At 46.5% G+C, this 15,472-nt stretch carries 10 protein-coding genes; 4 read left to right on the plus strand and 6 right to left on the minus strand.

The annotated features are described in order from the left end of the window. The first annotated feature begins 169 nt into the window (after positions 1-169). Positions 170-3,394 (plus strand): TonB-dependent receptor, encoded by a 3,225-nt coding sequence (locus tag LHL20_RS00600; protein ID WP_226431830.1) that lies wholly within the window; start codon positions 170-172, stop codon positions 3,392-3,394. A 3-nt stretch (positions 3,395-3,397) separates the two neighbouring features. Here LHL20_RS00600 and LHL20_RS00605 read toward each other — a convergent pair whose 3' ends face one another. Beyond that, positions 3,398-3,571 (minus strand): DUF6435 family protein, encoded by a 174-nt coding sequence (locus LHL20_RS00605; protein WP_226431831.1) that lies wholly within the window; start codon positions 3,569-3,571, stop codon positions 3,398-3,400. A 144-nt stretch (positions 3,572-3,715) separates the two neighbouring features. Beyond that, positions 3,716-6,043 carry a TonB-dependent hemoglobin/transferrin/lactoferrin family receptor gene (locus LHL20_RS00610; RefSeq protein ID WP_226431832.1) on the minus strand — a complete coding sequence of 776 codons (2,328 nt, stop codon included), beginning with the start codon at positions 6,041-6,043 and terminating at the stop codon, positions 3,716-3,718. Between the two features lie 174 nt (positions 6,044-6,217). Here LHL20_RS00610 and LHL20_RS00615 point away from each other — a divergent pair, with 174 nt between their 5' ends. From LHL20_RS00615 to LHL20_RS00625, 3 genes are read left to right on the plus strand one after another with little or no spacing between them, the layout of a single operon-like run. Continuing rightward, positions 6,218-7,012: a DUF4198 domain-containing protein gene (locus LHL20_RS00615; protein WP_226431833.1), complete on the plus strand. Its 795-nt coding sequence runs from the start codon at positions 6,218-6,220 to the stop codon at positions 7,010-7,012. A gap of 27 nt (positions 7,013-7,039) precedes the next feature. Next, positions 7,040-7,957, plus strand: coding sequence for a calcium-binding protein (locus tag LHL20_RS00620; protein WP_226431834.1), 918 nt, complete (start codon positions 7,040-7,042; stop codon positions 7,955-7,957). Beyond that, a complete protein-coding gene (locus LHL20_RS00625; protein ID WP_226431835.1) occupies positions 7,957-9,459 on the plus strand; it encodes a DUF2271 domain-containing protein in 1,503 nt (500 codons plus the stop codon). Before LHL20_RS00620 ends, LHL20_RS00625 begins: the two co-directional genes overlap by 1 nt. Here LHL20_RS00625 and LHL20_RS00630 read toward each other — a convergent pair. The 4 genes from LHL20_RS00630 to LHL20_RS00645 all read right to left on the minus strand — a co-directional run bounded on the left by LHL20_RS00630 (position 9,427) and on the right by LHL20_RS00645 (position 15,446). Beyond that, complete coding sequence (locus LHL20_RS00630; RefSeq protein WP_226431836.1) at positions 9,427-10,134, minus strand: DUF6445 family protein; 708 nt, start codon at positions 10,132-10,134, stop codon at positions 9,427-9,429. The two genes, LHL20_RS00625 and LHL20_RS00630, sit on opposite strands and share 33 nt — an antisense overlap. Continuing rightward, positions 10,113-10,859, minus strand: a complete 747-nt coding sequence (locus LHL20_RS00635) for a SapC family protein (RefSeq protein WP_226431837.1) — start codon at positions 10,857-10,859, stop codon at positions 10,113-10,115. Before LHL20_RS00635 ends, LHL20_RS00630 begins: the two co-directional genes overlap by 22 nt. A 27-nt stretch (positions 10,860-10,886) precedes the next feature. After that, on the minus strand, positions 10,887-12,455 hold the full coding sequence (locus LHL20_RS00640; protein WP_226431838.1) for a tryptophan halogenase family protein: 1,569 nt from the start codon (positions 12,453-12,455) through the stop codon (positions 10,887-10,889). A gap of 84 nt (positions 12,456-12,539) precedes the next feature. After that, the gene (locus tag LHL20_RS00645; RefSeq protein ID WP_226431839.1) at positions 12,540-15,446 is read right to left on the minus strand and encodes a TonB-dependent receptor; all 2,907 of its coding nucleotides are present in this window, start codon (positions 15,444-15,446) and stop codon (positions 12,540-12,542) included. Between the last annotated feature and the right edge of the window lie 26 nt (positions 15,447-15,472).

Genomic DNA, 15,472 nt, shown 5'->3' on the forward strand with positions numbered 1-15,472 from the left:
TCAATGAGAAATTAAATTTGTTAATAGGTTGTATATAATGCGCCGCTAGTTTAAAACAAAAAAGCGGGTGAATTTGGTAGTTTCGCATTCAAAAAAATGAACAAAGATAAACAGGCTGTAGCTACTACTCGAGAACTGCAATAAATAAACTAATGAAAATAATAAGATAATGCCTTTGGGAATACGCCACCGCTCAACGCTAGCTTTGCTGCCATTTACGCCGCGCACTGTGTCGCTAGCGGTAAGTTTGGTAGCTGGTGGGTTGTGCTTACCCGTATGTGCACAATCTGTCTTACCCCACGAGCAGTCTGATACCCAGTATTTACGCCAAAGTACTGACCAAAGCACCGATAAAAACACCGATAAAAGCACAAATGCCAAAGAACACCCCGCAGTTCACAAGGTAATCGCCTTTTCCATTCCTGCTCAAAGTGCCGACGAGGCACTTATTGCGTTTGCTAGTCAAGCCGGGCTAACAGTTGTCTTTCCCTACAACGAAGTTCGCCATACTTTTGCAAATGAAGTGAGTGGTAACTATACACCGCAAGAAGCAATAGCAATGCTTTTGGAAAATACGCACTTACAAGCGAATATTGTTGATAAGAGTCGTATAAAAATTGAATCTACACGTAACAAGCCGCGCGATGAGCATGTTATTTCGCGACTATTTAGTTCACTCACAGCGCAAGATGAAAGCTTAGTCACCGTACCTGATGAGCAGGGCAATTACCGCATTGAGTTTATCGAAGTAAGAGGGCTTCGTGCGAAGGTAGCGCAATCGGTTGGTATTAAGCGAAATGCCAGTGTCATTATGGACACGATTGGTGCCGTTGATATGGGCAAGTTCCCCGACCAAAACCTTGCTGAAGCGCTACAGCGTGTATCGGGCGTTTCTATCGACCGCGCTGAGGGTGAAGGTCAGTTGGTCACGGTACGTGGTTTTGGGCCAGAGTTTAATCGTGTATTGCTTAATGGCAGACCTATGGCCAGTGATAAGTTGGGCCGCGAGTTTAGTTTTGACACGCTAGCCTCTGAAATTGTAAGTAGCGTTACCGTGTACAAACAAAATCAGGCAGCAATGCAGTCGGGTGGTATAGGCTCTACCATTGATATACAAACTGCCAAGCCGTTATCTTTTAAGGGGATGCGCGCTGCCGGTAGTGTAAAAATGCAGTACGACACTAATTCCAAGGCCTATACCCCTTCAACAACAGCGTTGTTCAGTAATACCTACTTAAACAATACGCTTGGCGTATTGGCGTCGTTCAATCAATACCAACGAGAAGCACGTCTTGATGAGGCGCAAATTGACGGGTGGTTGGTAAATACTAACATTCCAGCTGATGAACTATCAGCAAGCGCAAACACGCTTTACGTTCCAAGAAATTATGATCAACGAGTGAGGTTTGACGAGCGTACACGAACCGGTGGCACGCTGGTTGTTCAATATCGCCCAAACAGTTCGTTTGAATTGTCAGCGGATTACTTAGGGTCAACGTTCGATGTAGAAACATCGGCAACCTCTATGGGCCATTGGTTTACTTCAAGCAATTTAGAGGATGTGACATTAGACCCTAATGGTACGGCCGTAGCATTTTCTCAAAATAGCGGTCATGCCACCGATTTTCATGCTAGGACCTTTAACCGCTCTTCATCACTTCATAGTTATGGTGTAGATGCCAACTGGATTGTCGCGCCCAATATTATTATGGATGCGGATGTTTCATACTCATCTGCATCAGTGAATGACAACAATGGCGAGGGTAATGCACTTTCACTCATTGGATATTTAAATCGCTCTTCGTTCGATCACACTCGAAACACCGTGTTACCCGCAATTTTTGGTTTTGAAGCCGCCAATCCAGCGCAAGTTAACGCACTCGGAGAGCCCGTAGGCGTGGGACCTTATCTTGATGCCGCTAATGGTCGCGCACATGTTATGTTGAGACGAGGGTGGAGCATCGATGATGACATTGGCCAAGCAAAGGTCAATATCAGTGTGCTAGGTGAGCAGCAGTGGTTTAGTAAGCTTGATATGGGCGCGGCGGTAACGCAGCGAGAAAAAGCTAACGAGCGACGAGATAATGAAGCGGATGCCAGACACTGCACTTTTTGTGGGTATTTCGACTCCCCTGATATTCCCGATCATTTTCAATCGGTATTCGACGCCGGTGATGATTTCTTAAGTACTATTAGTGGACACGAGCATATACCTAATCAGTGGTTGCGCCACGACGGCGATACGTTGTTTCGTTTTTTGGAACAAGCAGGCAATGTGAGTTTAGCGCCAGAAACGCGGGGCAGCTCATTTGCAGTGAAAGAAACCGTGTATGCTGCCTATGCACAAGCCGCTATAGAGAAAGATTTTGCGCCGTGGTTTGTTGATATACATGCTGGCATTCGCGCTGAATATACTGATGTAAATGTGACTGGTGTCGATGAGCAACTTTCGGCATTAGTGATACTTGATCAAACCGAGCTGGGGCAAGAATTTGGTGCCTCTGTCGGCATTGAAGAAGCATCTAACTACAGTAATTTCCTTCCTAGTTTCAGTGTTAAAGCGAATTGGCTTGATCAGTGGGTATTTCGCGTTGCCTATAGCCACAGTATTACTCGACCAACACTAGAACAGATGTCGCCAGGCGTTACTTATACCACTACCCGCCAAGGCGGCGATTTACGTGCTCGCATTGGTAACGCGCAATTGAAACCTTTCGAAGCCCAAAACATCGACTTGGCTATTGAGCACTATTATCAAGACAACAGCTATTTGTCGGCGAGTTATTTTCGAAAAACCGTAGATAATTTTATTGTTAGCCAAAGCAATACGCTTTCGTTTAATGGTGTCACCGACCCAAGTACCGGAAGCGATATCAACGCGCCAGATGATCAAGATGAATTAGCGCAGTTTTCAGTAATATCGCCTAATAATGGACGCTCGGCCACCGTTGAAGGCGTTGAAATAGCCGTGCAACATTTGTTTGGTGAGTCAGGTTGGGGTATTCAAGCTAACGCCAGTTTTGTCGATAGTAACGCCGAGCTAGATACAGCCAACGTGCAGTCTACCTTTGCTCTTACCGGTTTGTCAGGGGCGAAAAATATGGTGCTGTTTTACGAGAGAGACGCTTTGCAGTGGCGATTGGCGTGGAACCACCGCGACGGTTTCTTGCAATCATTAAACCAAACTCAAAGCACTGAACCTACCTTTGTTAGTCCTTATGAACAGTGGGATGTGAGTGCGTCTTACCAGTTAAGCCCGCATTTATCGGTATTTTTTGAAGGCATTAATATCACTAATGAAACTGTGCATAAGCGCGGTCGTTTTAGTAATCACCTGCTGTTAGTGCAAGATGCCGGCGCTCGTTATGCGTTGGGTGTTAATCTTATTTACTAATGCCTATTTAGGGCTTTCTAAACGCTCAATTTCCTTCCACAGTTCTTCTGATTGGGCAGTAAGCATTGAATAGGTTTTTATATCGCCGTTGCGCTGAGCATGCATCGCTTTTTCAAGTAAAGCATCGTATTGCTTGCGCAGTTTTTTGGTAGGGTTGGATTTAAAAAGGCCAAACATCACAGGTACTCACTAATAAAATGTTACCCAATTAACGCATTAAAAGAGACTTTCGATCACATCCCCATTTACTTTTAGCGAAAACGATAAAAGCGAAGCCACCTGAATAAGGCGAACTTCGCTTTTAAATGCGCCGTGTATCAATTAAAACTGATACGTAACGTAGGCGCTTATGCTTCTACCTGGTTCAGAGAAACGCTGATAGCCGTTGTCGCTAACGCCAGAGAAAAAGCCGCCTGTACCTGTACGCACGTTGTTCATTACTTCCCAGCGGTAATACTCTTTGTCAGTTAAATTATAAATCGCGGTGGTAAAGCGCAAGTTATCAGTAATATCGTAAAACGCCATCAAATCAAACACGGTGTAACCACTTGGGTAGTATGCCGGGCCGTCGCCATTGTTTAGTGAGGTGAAGCTGGTTTGCGACGTTTCATCAACGCCCTTACTGGTAATGGCAACCAACTCAGCGCCCCAGTCACGGTTGTCAGACACATACGATAAAGCCATGGTGGCGGTATCTGGTGCAATGGTCTCTAAATCATCACCGGCATCATTAAAGCTCGACGCTGTATCGTATTCGCCGTTTAACGCAGTGTACGCAAATTGCCCACGCCAGTTGGCTGTGAAGTCATAAGAGGCTGATACTTCAATACCGTCAACGGTAATTTCTCCCGAATTTTGTGGCTGTGTGAAGGTATCTTCACTGCTTACTTCAACGGTACAACCAAAACGACTGCACACCTGTTGGGTAAGTACGGCATCATAAGGGTTTGAAAAAGTTTCATCTTGAATCATGTTGGTGTAGTCAGTTCTAAATACAGACACACTCACGTTACCATTTTCAAAATTACCCACGTAGGTAAGCTCATAATTCATCGAATCTTGTGCTTCTAGCTCACCATTTGCAATACGATCAAGGTCAATAAACGTGTTACCTGTCACAATATCTACTGCTTCGTCGCCTGAGTTAGTGCCGAAGTAAAGGTCTTGAAGTGTAGGGGCTTGATAGCCTTGCGCAATTCGCGCATTGAGTGAATGACCCGGCGCAAAGGTGTAGGTTGCCCCTAGTTCACCTACAACAGCACTAAAGTCAGCATCTTCAATACTTAGCCCTGTAGGGTCAGAGAATGTATCGTCAATAGTTGGCGTGTATTCTGTTGTATCGTATCTAAGGCCTGCATTTACGGTGAGTACATCGCTAAGCGTAACCGTGTCAGCAAGGTAAGCGGTAAATACCGTTTTTTCAGATTCAGGTACAAAGCTTTGGTCGCGAATGGGGTAGCCGTCGAGTATACCTGCACTTACCGTAGCGCCTGCATAGCGACGGTCGTACATTTGTGCACTGGCATCAACTTGCTGATAGCTCAGGCCATAAATAATCTCATGATTAATATCACTATTAATTGACTTGGCGATATCGACATTCAGGCTTACTTGTTCTTGGGTAAAATTACGGTCTTCAGAGCGCAAAATAGGGTCGGTGGGGCCAGTGGCAAACAAAAAGTTGGTTACACCAGCGGTATACAATTCTTGGTAATTTAGTCGTACATCGATACTGTCTGCTAATGCTGATTGCACGTTATCAGCACTATAAAATGCACCAAGTCGTTCGCGGTTATTTTCGTCTTGCGACGTAAAATCAAAATAGGTGCTGCTTTCTCGAGACAGAGGGATGCCGTCGGTATCGCGCTGGGTGTTTTCATAAACCAAACCGAATTGCTGGTGGTCTGAATAATTGTAAGCCAGTTTAATTAACACGGCGTCCAATTGTGAATCCATTGGATCTGCTTGTCCGCGGCCTGCCCCCTCAATGGCATCGCCATTGCTATGCGCTTGTGTCTCGCTGCTATCGCGCATTGTGTATTGCACTAACGATTCTAGGTTATTTGTTCTATTGGCTACAGTACCGTGAACAAGCCATTCGTTAGACCGCGCATCAAACCCGGTTTTAAGTTTAAAGGCTGTGTCGTCGCCAGTGCTTGTTAAAAAATCGGCGGCATCGTTGGTCACATATGTAACTGAGCCTGCCAATGAGCCTGAGCCTTGTGCCACCGCGCTAGGTCCCTTGGTAATAGTGATAGCCTTTACGTGCTCAACTTCTACCTCACCGCGACTCGAGCCAAACATACCGTAAGCTGCAAATGAACCAGGGTTAAGGGTTTCACCCTGACCAATACCGTCAATGGTTACTGCTACAGCATCGCCTTCAAGACCACGAATGTTAAAGCCATCGTTACCAAAGCGGTTACCAGTATCGTTTACCTGAACACCAGGAATATAGCGCGCGGTGTCTTCAATGTTTGTAATTGAACGCTTTGACAGGGCGTCTGTATCAAGCACAGCCTCAACTGTGGTGGTAAGCGTTTCTTCGCTTTCTGCTTTGGTCACCGCCAATTCAGTTTGTTGTGCCACAGCAGGTAGTGATAGCGCACAGCCTAATGCAATAGAAACTAAAGAGAGTCTAAAAGTCATGTCTTTCCCAAATAATCTAGAGTGTGAGTGAAGTGTTTCGCGTTATTTTCTCGTGCCTGTCAAAACGAGATTCGACACATCCCGGTGTCAAAATTTGATCTAAATACTATTGATAACAATTATCATTTGCAATAGTATATTTTCACTTTTTCACTACCAGAACAAAAAAACACCATGAAAAAACACTCGCTTATAAGCCTTAATTTGTTACTTGCAAGCTGTCTCAGTAGCAGTGCATTTGCCCACGTTGCTTACTTAAAGCCACTTCAATTTGAACCTGTTCGCGGCGGCAAAGTAACGCTAGATGCTTCGTTCGCTGAGCAGTTTTTTGTGCCAGAAGCGGCCGTTTCTAATGCGTCGTTTGAAGTGGTTACGCCAAGTGGAAAAACAGAGCGCGTTGATGAGGTGGTTAACTTGTCTACCCGCAATGTGCTTGAGCACACGCTAAAAGAAGAAGGTACGTATCAGTTTTCTACCGGTAAGCGAATGGGCGCAGTGTTTCGTGTTTACATGAAAGATGGCGAGCGAGGCTCAATACGTGGTAACGACAAGCCGCTGCCAGAAGGTGCAGAGCTTACTGAACACTTTCAGTCCGTTACTTTCGCTAGTACCTATGTCACCAAAAAAGGCCCAACTGAGACGGCCCTTAAACCGCGCAATGAAGGGCTTGAGATAGTGCCTCTTATGCACCCTAACAGCCTTTTTAGCGGCGAGAGTTTTGACTTTAACGTGCTTTACAACGGTGAACCAGTTGCGAACCACGAAGTGGCATTTTATGAAGGTAAAGATCAGTTTGCCGAAGAATCAGATGTTGAAAAAGTCACCACGAACAACGCCGGAGAAGCGTCATTCACCCCTGAAAAACAAGGCGTTTATTTGATGCAGGTACGCTTGCGTACCGATGCGCCAAAAGGCGCAGATGTACCTACGTATAGCTATACCACCACGCTTTCTTTCGAAGCCTTTTAATCACAACGCAGACCGGAGACAACAACAATGAAACAAGTAACCGCAGCAGTGAAAACCGCACTCCTTATCGCGGCAGGCGCAGTGGCTTTAGGAGGCACCGTTACGGCTGCCCCGCATAGCGCGAGCGGCATTATTCTTACTTACGACCTAAACAAAGATCAGTCTTTGCCTTTAGAGGAATTTGTTGATGCACGCCGTGCGCGATTTGCTGCCTCTGACAAGAATGGTGATGGCGTGCTTGATGAGAGCGAGTATGTGTACGAGTGGGAAGGCAAAATGGAAACGCGCTTGGCTGAAGACAGAAAAGCCTCGGTGAAGCAAACGCATATCCGTTTTCATGCGGTAGACAAAAATGACGATGAGCGCATTACCTTAGACGAAGTTGAAGCCGTGGGCGAACGCAGCTTTGCCCGTATGGATGCCAACAAAGATGGCGTTGTTGCGAAAGGTGATCCTGAACCAGCCCCTCGTCGCACCTCGCAAAGCGATGCCGATAGCGCGCCTACACTTAAGCAGCGCCCTATGTTACGTATGCCAACAAGCCACAATATTGAAGGCTTTGTGACGCTTTATGATCAAAATGGCGATGATGTTGTGACTAAAGACGAGTTTAATGCTGTTCGCGAAGCACAGTTTCAGCGTACAGACGAAAATAGCGACGGGTCGCTTACCGAGCAAGAGTATGTGCTTGAGTTTGAAGATAGGCTTGATGCTCAAATTAAGAAAACGTATGACGGGCAAATTAAGCAAACCTACGTACGTTTTGGTGTGTTAGACACTGACGAAGATAAAAAGATGACCTTTGCCGAGTATATGGTATCGGGCTTTGCAGCATTTAATCGTTATGACACTAATGGCGATGGCTTTCTAACGCTTGCCGACCCTGCACCTAAGCCGCGAGAGCGTGAGCAAAACACGACTACCACTGCACAAGCTAGCGAATAATGGCCTTGCGTAGTTTATTGGTAATAACAGCACTAGCGGCGTTAGCTGCTAGTGTTTCGGTTTTTGCTGATTCATATACATTTCCCGCGCCCAACGGCCAGTCTACTCTTGTTATCACGCTTGATAGCAATAGCACGCTAAATGAAATTCAGCGAACCAATATCGAAGCACTAGTGAAAGAAACTTACCTTTCGCTCGACAGAAATAACATCCATGGCGCGCTTTACGCGTTAAACCAAGGCGATTCTGCGCCTTTGCCAACATGGCTTTATAACGCCATTGAACGGTGCGAAAAATGGTTCCAAAAAACCGAAGGAAACATAAGCTGTCGTAATGGCGCACTTTATGACTATTGGCGTGACTACAGCCAGGGTAAAAGCGGCCTTTCAAGCACAAGTTTAAGTACAGACAACGATAAGGCCGTTAAGTCGCTCTCGCGTCGCGAAGTAAGACGCCTTGCACGCGTGGCCAGAATTGCCGATGTTGCGTTTCAAAAAAACAATACCATCGCGTTTTCAGCGCCTATTCAGTGGGATTTAACCACCTTTGCATCAGCACTTGTGGTAGAGCGCGTTGCTGATTTTCTGAGCTCTGCTGGGGTTTCTGAATTTCATATAAGTGTGGATGCGCTGCAAACGCATTTCTCTGCAAACAATGCGAAATGGCAAAGTCAGCTTGATGGGCATGCGTTGGTTTTTTCTAATGCGACGTTGGCACATTTGAAGCCGTGGCAACGGCCTGCCTATTCAGATACACAGGTAGTATCGCAAGAAAAAGGCGTGATAAGCCATAGCGATGGCTGGCCAAGCGCGCGCTTTGAAGTGACGGCACTTGCTAGCAACGCGTTTGATGCTGCATTGCTACTGTATTTTGGCGCAACGAAAACGGCGCAGCAGTCGCTAGATTTAGTGAATTCGCAGCCCTCGCTTGCCCTAAAGCTAGTCGATGCAAATGGACGGGTGTTTACAAGCGATACCTTTGCTGCTCGCACGGCCGTAAGTGATAAAACAGGTACGGCGAGTAATGGATTGATCATAGATGTCGCGCTACCCATGTTTGATATTGCGGATTATCGTGGGCCATACGTCAGTGTGTGGATAAGCGACGACAAAAATAGACTTGTTAAAAGTTTAGCGCTTCGAGGTACCAGTGAACGCTGGCTAAGCGAATTGCGTACATGGTGGCGCAGAGTGGGTAGAAAAGAGAGTGGTCGAAAAGAAGCTGGCCGCAATAGCGAGAGCTTAATTGATGGCTTTTCCGGTGCAACGAAGAAAAACACGCCGCTTCATATAGTATGGGATGGGCTGGATGATTACGGCAATGCAGTCATCGACAAACAGCTCGTTTTGCATGTGGAAGTGGCCAGAGAGCATGGTGGTAGAAGCTATGAAAAAATTCCCTTCGCTGTTGATGAGCTAACCCAGCCAATAGAAGTGAAAGGGAGTGACGAGATTGCTTCTATTAAGCTGTCAGTTAAAAAGAATGCTGGCATTGGCAGTTAGCCTCGCATTTTTGACATCGAGATGACGTCCGTGTAAAGCAGTTTTGTCGATATCGTCAGGTAAACAGCCGCTATGTAGCAAGTTAGCGGGATAGAGTAGCGCACGGTTAAACAGCGCCTCTACACAGGCGATCTGTTTAAACATAGCAGTATCACCATTGATGTACGCTTTAGCAGGCAAGCCCACCGAGGTGGCTTGGCGTTTTAACGTAGAAAAATAGTGATGATATTGGTTGGCATTAACCCGTTCTAGCCCCGTTTCTTTGTGTCGATAGAAGGCTGTGCCCCCTAAAGGAGCACAAAACAAATAGTGAACTAACGCCCATTCATTATCGCGTTGAGTATCAATATGAGGAATACACTGAATGGGAGATAGCTGGCTTGGATGTTGGTTAGCGATAGACAACTGCGCCATTGCCAGCTGAGGCTGAGATATATCTACCAAAGCCCCGTTTAATTCAGCGAACAGCGCAGGCAACGTGCGATGCAGGTGCGCGACATACGCATCGGGCGCATGACTTCTTACACCGGGGTAAAAGTCATCTGTTTTTTTCTCAAAGCGATGACTTTGCGCGATAACGTCGACCATGCTTTGCGCATCAGGCAAAAAGTTATCAATCACAATGACCGGCGTGGCGTGTTCGCCCACGTTAATTAGTTGGTAGTTTGAAACCATGCGTCTGCGTTTTTGTTCGCTTTATTCTTTTTATCAATAAGCGCGTAAATCTGTGCGTTTGACGCTACCAGCGTATAGATACTTTGCAACAAATTTTGCGCATGTAAATCGGCAATGGCTTGTGGGCTTAGTGCCGCAAGCTTGTTTTCGTCTATGGTGTACAGCCCGGTAATTGACGTTTTGCTTTCGTTTTCAAACGTAATGTCGAGAGTAAATGGCGTAATAAGATTGTGTTGCACTAGCGCGGCGATAAAACGTTGATTTTGCGTTTCGCCATCAAGTAGCTGCGCCAATATTTGCTGTTTTTCCACAAGGTAAGACGTTGGTTCACCCATGTTATCGAACAGTGGGCTACCGTCTTGTTCATTGACCGATGAATTATCCATATCAATGCACAGCACACGGTTAGCCTGTGCGTTTGTATTTGACTGCTCTGTGCCTACATAAAAAGGCAGGCGCTCAAACTGTGCAGGAATATAAACCCCATCCCACTGGCCTTGTTGCCAAAACAAATTCTCGTTTTCTTCAAACCCAAGTAACGCCGATAAGCCAAATTGACCCGAGTCATCCAATTTAGTGATCACAACAGGATAGTGCACAACAAGTTTGTTTAGCTCAGACATTACAACAGGTACTAGGTGCTGATTAGCGCTAAGGTTCAAAGCGTCGCTAGTGACTTTAAGGCCTGCATGCTCTTTATTATTAATAGCAACCATGTTTGTCATACGCGGGTCCTTTTTCTGGTTAGTCGATTAAACGGCTTGTAAGCCGAACTGGTGAATTTTATTAATTAGCTCGCGATGTTGTGGCAGCTTTTCTACGGCGATGGCGCGTGCTTTTTTATTTTGCATTAGCTGTTGGCTGGCAAAGTCGGCATTCACCCATTGCTGATGTGCACCAAGCTCAGAGGTAAAGCCCATGCCGTAGAGCACATATTGATAGCTTGCTGCTGGGAATACTTCATTATTACTGGTGAAGTCTTTGTCGCTTGGCGGGTGGTATTGCCACAATGCCAATAGCTCTTTGAGTGAGTCAGGGATAGTCTGGCTCTCACGGTTGTCTCGCCAAAACGCGCTATCATCGCGCTTGCTTAACATATAGTGCAACTTTAGAAAGTCGATAATGCGTGCCCAGCGATACGAAAAGGTATCGTTGAAGCGTTTAGCCACAATGTCCATAACCGCGCGGTTTGCTGGCAGTTGCTCGGCAATCATTGACGCGGACAGTTCCACTAATACCAGCGCTGAGGCTTCAAGGGGCTCTAAAAAGCCCGCTGCCAGGCCAACGGCAACACAGTTGTTTTGCCAAAAGCGCTGTCTGTGACCACTTTGAATAGTAATGTCCTTTACATTCAAACTGCCAATACCATCTAGTGCACTGGTTTGGCGTACGTAGGTGTCTAGTCGTGCATAGGCGTCGTCTTTACTCTGGTGACGGCTTGAATATACGTGGCCTACTCCACGACGGGACTGTAACCCAATATCCCATACCCAACCGGCATCTTGTGCAGTGGAAATGGTGTGTGACGCAATTGGGCTTTGCGCGTTCTCGTAAGGTACATGTAACGCAAGGGCACGGTCGATAAATAACACATCGTCGCAGGGGATAAAGGGTACCTTGAAGTGTTCGCCCAACAAGAGCGATTTAAAGCCCGTGCAGTCTACAAATAAATCACCCTCAATAACGACGCCTTGCTGCGTGTGAAGCGCCTTAATGTCGCCATTATCTGCACTTTGCACTTCACTCACATCGGCTAAAACATGGTTAACGCCTAGGTTTTCAGTGCAATGTTTGGTTAAAAATGTAGTGAACTTACCTGCGTCCAAATGGTAGGCATAGTTTGCCGTGCCTGAGTACTCTGCGTGACGAATGCTTTTAGGTGCTAGGCCTGCTTCGCATATGGCTTCTTGAACGCATACGGCTTGTGAGAATGATTCGTTTAAATCTGGCGCTACCGTTTGCCAGTATGGGCCTAAGTTTCCTTGTGAAAACCCTTGCGGCAGCATCAATGGGTGATAGTAGAAGTCGTCTTCTTCACCGGTCGTCCACTTTGCAAACTTGGCTCCCTGTTTAAAGGTAGCATCGCATTCTTTGATAAAGGTGGTTTCACTTATTCCCAGCGCAATAAGTGTTGAGCGCATGGTTGGCCAGGTGCCTTCACCCACACCAATTATCGGTACGTTAGGGCTTTCAACTAGCGTCACTTTGATATTGTTGCGGGTAGCACACTGATGTTGTGCCGCAATACGACCAGCCGTAAGCCACCCTGCGCTGCCGCCACCGACTACTACAATGTGCGTTATGGGAGTTGCTGTTGTCATATCGAGTTCCTGAATAAAAACTGTGGCTACCAAGTGGTAGCCACGAATGTAGGGCCAACAATCGCTGGCCCTTAATACGCGAAATTAAAAGTTTCCGCGCACACCGAAAGCCCAACGTCTGCCGCTGTCTTCAACCAACAACAAGTGATTAGCGAAGCGTCCGCGCTTGTGTACAAACTCTTCTGTTAGGTTAATACCTTCAAAGAAAATTTCTACATTGTCTGTCACGCTGTAGCTACCGCTAATGTCAAGTTGTTGATAAGACTCAACAATAGTTGGGCCGTCACCCTGCCCTTGTGTTAACGACTGAACAAATTCGTCACGCCAGTTGTAGGCAAGACGAATCTGGTAGTCGTCAGTTTCATAAAAAGCCACTAAGTTGTAAGAATCACTCAACCCAGTTAGCGCAAATACTTGGTTAATATCGAATGGATCAAGCTCGGCATCACTGTCAACAATCGTACCGTTGGCAAGTACACCAAAGCCGTTATCGAATGTGTGTTGAAGAGCAAGCTCGAAGCCGTCCACCGTGGCGTCTTCACCATTGTTCGGTAAGGTGTTTGTAAATACCGCTACGGCGTCACTGGCATCTGGCGCGCCTGCATTGCTGCCCGTTGACGGGTCAGTCAGCAAGCTACCATCAGCCAGTTCAAAGGTTTTATCTTCTTGACTGTTCACGATGAAGTTAGAAACCAGCTTTCTGAAGTAACCAATTGAGGCGTAGCTTGCTTCGTCGTAATAGTATTCAAGTGATAAGTCGAGGTTATCTGACTTAAACGGCTCAAGTGCTGGGTTACCGCTGGTTGAGGTTAAATCACCGCCTTGACGCGTTGTTGTGATAACCGTTACTGGCGACATGCTATTAAGCGTTGGTCTAGTAATGGTTGAGCTCGCGGCAAAGCGCGCAATTAAGTCGTCAGTAATTTCTAGACGTACACTGAAGTTAGGTAATAGCACATCATAGTCTGATTCAGTGGCTATGCTTTGTGCGTCACCAAACCCGGCTAGCATTTCGGTTTGATCCAAAATGGTGAGGCCGGTAATAGGGGCTTGTGTGCCGTTAACGGTCACGTCTGTCATTTCGTAGCGTACGCCTGCGGTTGCACTTAAGAACATGTCAGCCACTTCGCCTTCAAAATCGAACTCTAAGTAAGTAGAGATAATATCTTCTTCTACTTCAAAGCTATTGTTACGACGCACCGCATCAAAACTAATGGCTTCGCCATTAACGCTTTGGTAATAAGACTCTAGAAACGCAAAGTTGGCTTCGCCATCGTGGGCTAACCAAGAGGTTGGCATACGGCCGCTACCACTAACATCTGAAAGGAAGTCGCTACCGGCATCAAAAACGTATTGGCTACCTGCTGGAATTTCAGGTAAATCAGGGTAGCCACAGTACGTACAGTGAATACCAACGCCTTCGTTGTCCCAGCGTGTTAGTGATTTGGTTTCGGTGCTGTACTGTGCGCCAAAGCGAATTTCAGTCAGGCCACTGCCGTCAGTGACATATTCACCGTCAAAGCGAAGCTGGCTTACTTCGTCTTCTACTGCCCATCCGCGACGTAGCATTACGTGGGCACGACTATTCGCTTCATCAAGGTGATTACTTACTCCGTCAGGCGTTAGTGCAGGGTTGTAAATAGGGAAACCGTCTGGACCAGTAACAATAGCGCCATTCAACTCTTGCTGCCCGCTATAGATATTCGCGTTGGGCGAGGCAAACATGCTAGCCACAGGTAAGATGTTGTCATCAACTTGAAAGCGTACACGGTTCGCATACCCGATAAGTGATAACTGATCGCCACCACCGTTATTTGCTTCGCGCTCTGCTTCTGAGTGGCTTAAGTCGAATGACAAGTTCAAGTTATCAGAATACTGATAATCGAAGTTCAGGCCTACGGCATAAGTATCGGTCAAACGGTCAAACGTTTTGGCGTGCATATCAGTTGCCAAACCCACTTCTTGATACAAGTCTATGATAGTGCCGTTAGCATCAACGGTTGGGCTGCGGCGGTTACCGTTTGCATCAAATAAGCTGCCATCATCCCCTACGCCTTGGATATTAGGCGCAGTAAACCAGTGCCCGTATGAGGTGGCTTCTGACTCGACATCGAAGTCTGAATAAAGTGCATCTGCTGTAACTACGAGCTTGTCATTAGGGGCATATTGAAATACCAAATTAGCATTGGTACGCGTACGTTCTTCAAAGGTCACTTTATGGTCGTAGTTGCGTGGCGAGAACACGTTACCTGTCCACGCTTGACCCGATTCAGTGACAGGGTTTGGCACACCAACGTTTTCAAGCCATCCATCCATTTGCGCCTGATTAAGGCGTGTTTTACGCTCTTGGTGTGAAACCGCCAGTAACACACCAAACGTGTCGTCGTTAAATGTATTGCTAATGAGTCCTGAAAACTGTGGCGTAGTTTCTTCGCTGTTTTCGTCGTAAACGCCTTTCACAGAGCCAGCCATTTTGAAGCCGTTCAGCGCGAAAGGACGTGCCGTATTGATGTTGATAGTTGAACCCACACCACCTGATTGCATAGTAGCCGTAGACGTTTTATGAACGTCAAGGCTGCTAACAAGCTCAGAGGCAATAGTGTCGAAGCTAAACGCGCGCGAATCGTTTTCAGAAGCCATCTGACGGCCGTTAACAAGCACCGTATTAAACTGAGGGCCAAAACCACGAACGGTAATAAGTTGACCCTCACCGCCTGAGCGGTCGATGGATACGCCTGTAATACGCTGTAGTGATTCAGCTAAGTTGGTATCGGGAAAGTCGCCAATATCTTCTGCACTAATGGCGTCAACTACGCCAGCAGAACTGCGTTTAACATCCATCGATTTTGCAACCGATGAACGAATACCACTTACCTCAATCACTTCTACGTCATTGTTGGGTTGCGCGTCTTGGGCAAATGCACTATTTGCAGAAATAGCTGACGCTAAAACTGCTGCCACTGAGCATGCAAGCTTGGTTTTCCTATACATGATGGTGTGTGTCCTAAAAGTTAGTT

This window comes from Alteromonas sp. McT4-15 (genome assembly GCF_020515205.1).
GTDB lineage: Bacteria > Pseudomonadota > Gammaproteobacteria > Enterobacterales > Alteromonadaceae > Alteromonas.

Bases quoted from the DNA above. Each gene is read 5' to 3' on its own strand.
- LHL20_RS00600 (WP_226431830.1), top strand. From the start codon at position 170: ATGCCTTTGGGAATACGCCACCGCTCAACGCTAGCTTTGCTGCCATTT.
- LHL20_RS00605 (WP_226431831.1), bottom strand. From the start codon at position 3,571: ATGTTTGGCCTTTTTAAATCCAACCCTACCAAAAAACTGCGCAAGCAA.
- LHL20_RS00610 (WP_226431832.1), bottom strand. From the start codon at position 6,043: ATGACTTTTAGACTCTCTTTAGTTTCTATTGCATTAGGCTGTGCGCTA.
- LHL20_RS00615 (WP_226431833.1), top strand. From the start codon at position 6,218: ATGAAAAAACACTCGCTTATAAGCCTTAATTTGTTACTTGCAAGCTGT.
- LHL20_RS00620 (WP_226431834.1), top strand. From the start codon at position 7,040: ATGAAACAAGTAACCGCAGCAGTGAAAACCGCACTCCTTATCGCGGCA.
- LHL20_RS00625 (WP_226431835.1), top strand. From the start codon at position 7,957: ATGGCCTTGCGTAGTTTATTGGTAATAACAGCACTAGCGGCGTTAGCT.
- LHL20_RS00630 (WP_226431836.1), bottom strand. From the start codon at position 10,134: ATGGTTTCAAACTACCAACTAATTAACGTGGGCGAACACGCCACGCCG.
- LHL20_RS00635 (WP_226431837.1), bottom strand. From the start codon at position 10,859: ATGACAAACATGGTTGCTATTAATAATAAAGAGCATGCAGGCCTTAAA.
- LHL20_RS00640 (WP_226431838.1), bottom strand. From the start codon at position 12,455: ATGACAACAGCAACTCCCATAACGCACATTGTAGTAGTCGGTGGCGGC.
- LHL20_RS00645 (WP_226431839.1), bottom strand. From the start codon at position 15,446: ATGTATAGGAAAACCAAGCTTGCATGCTCAGTGGCAGCAGTTTTAGCG.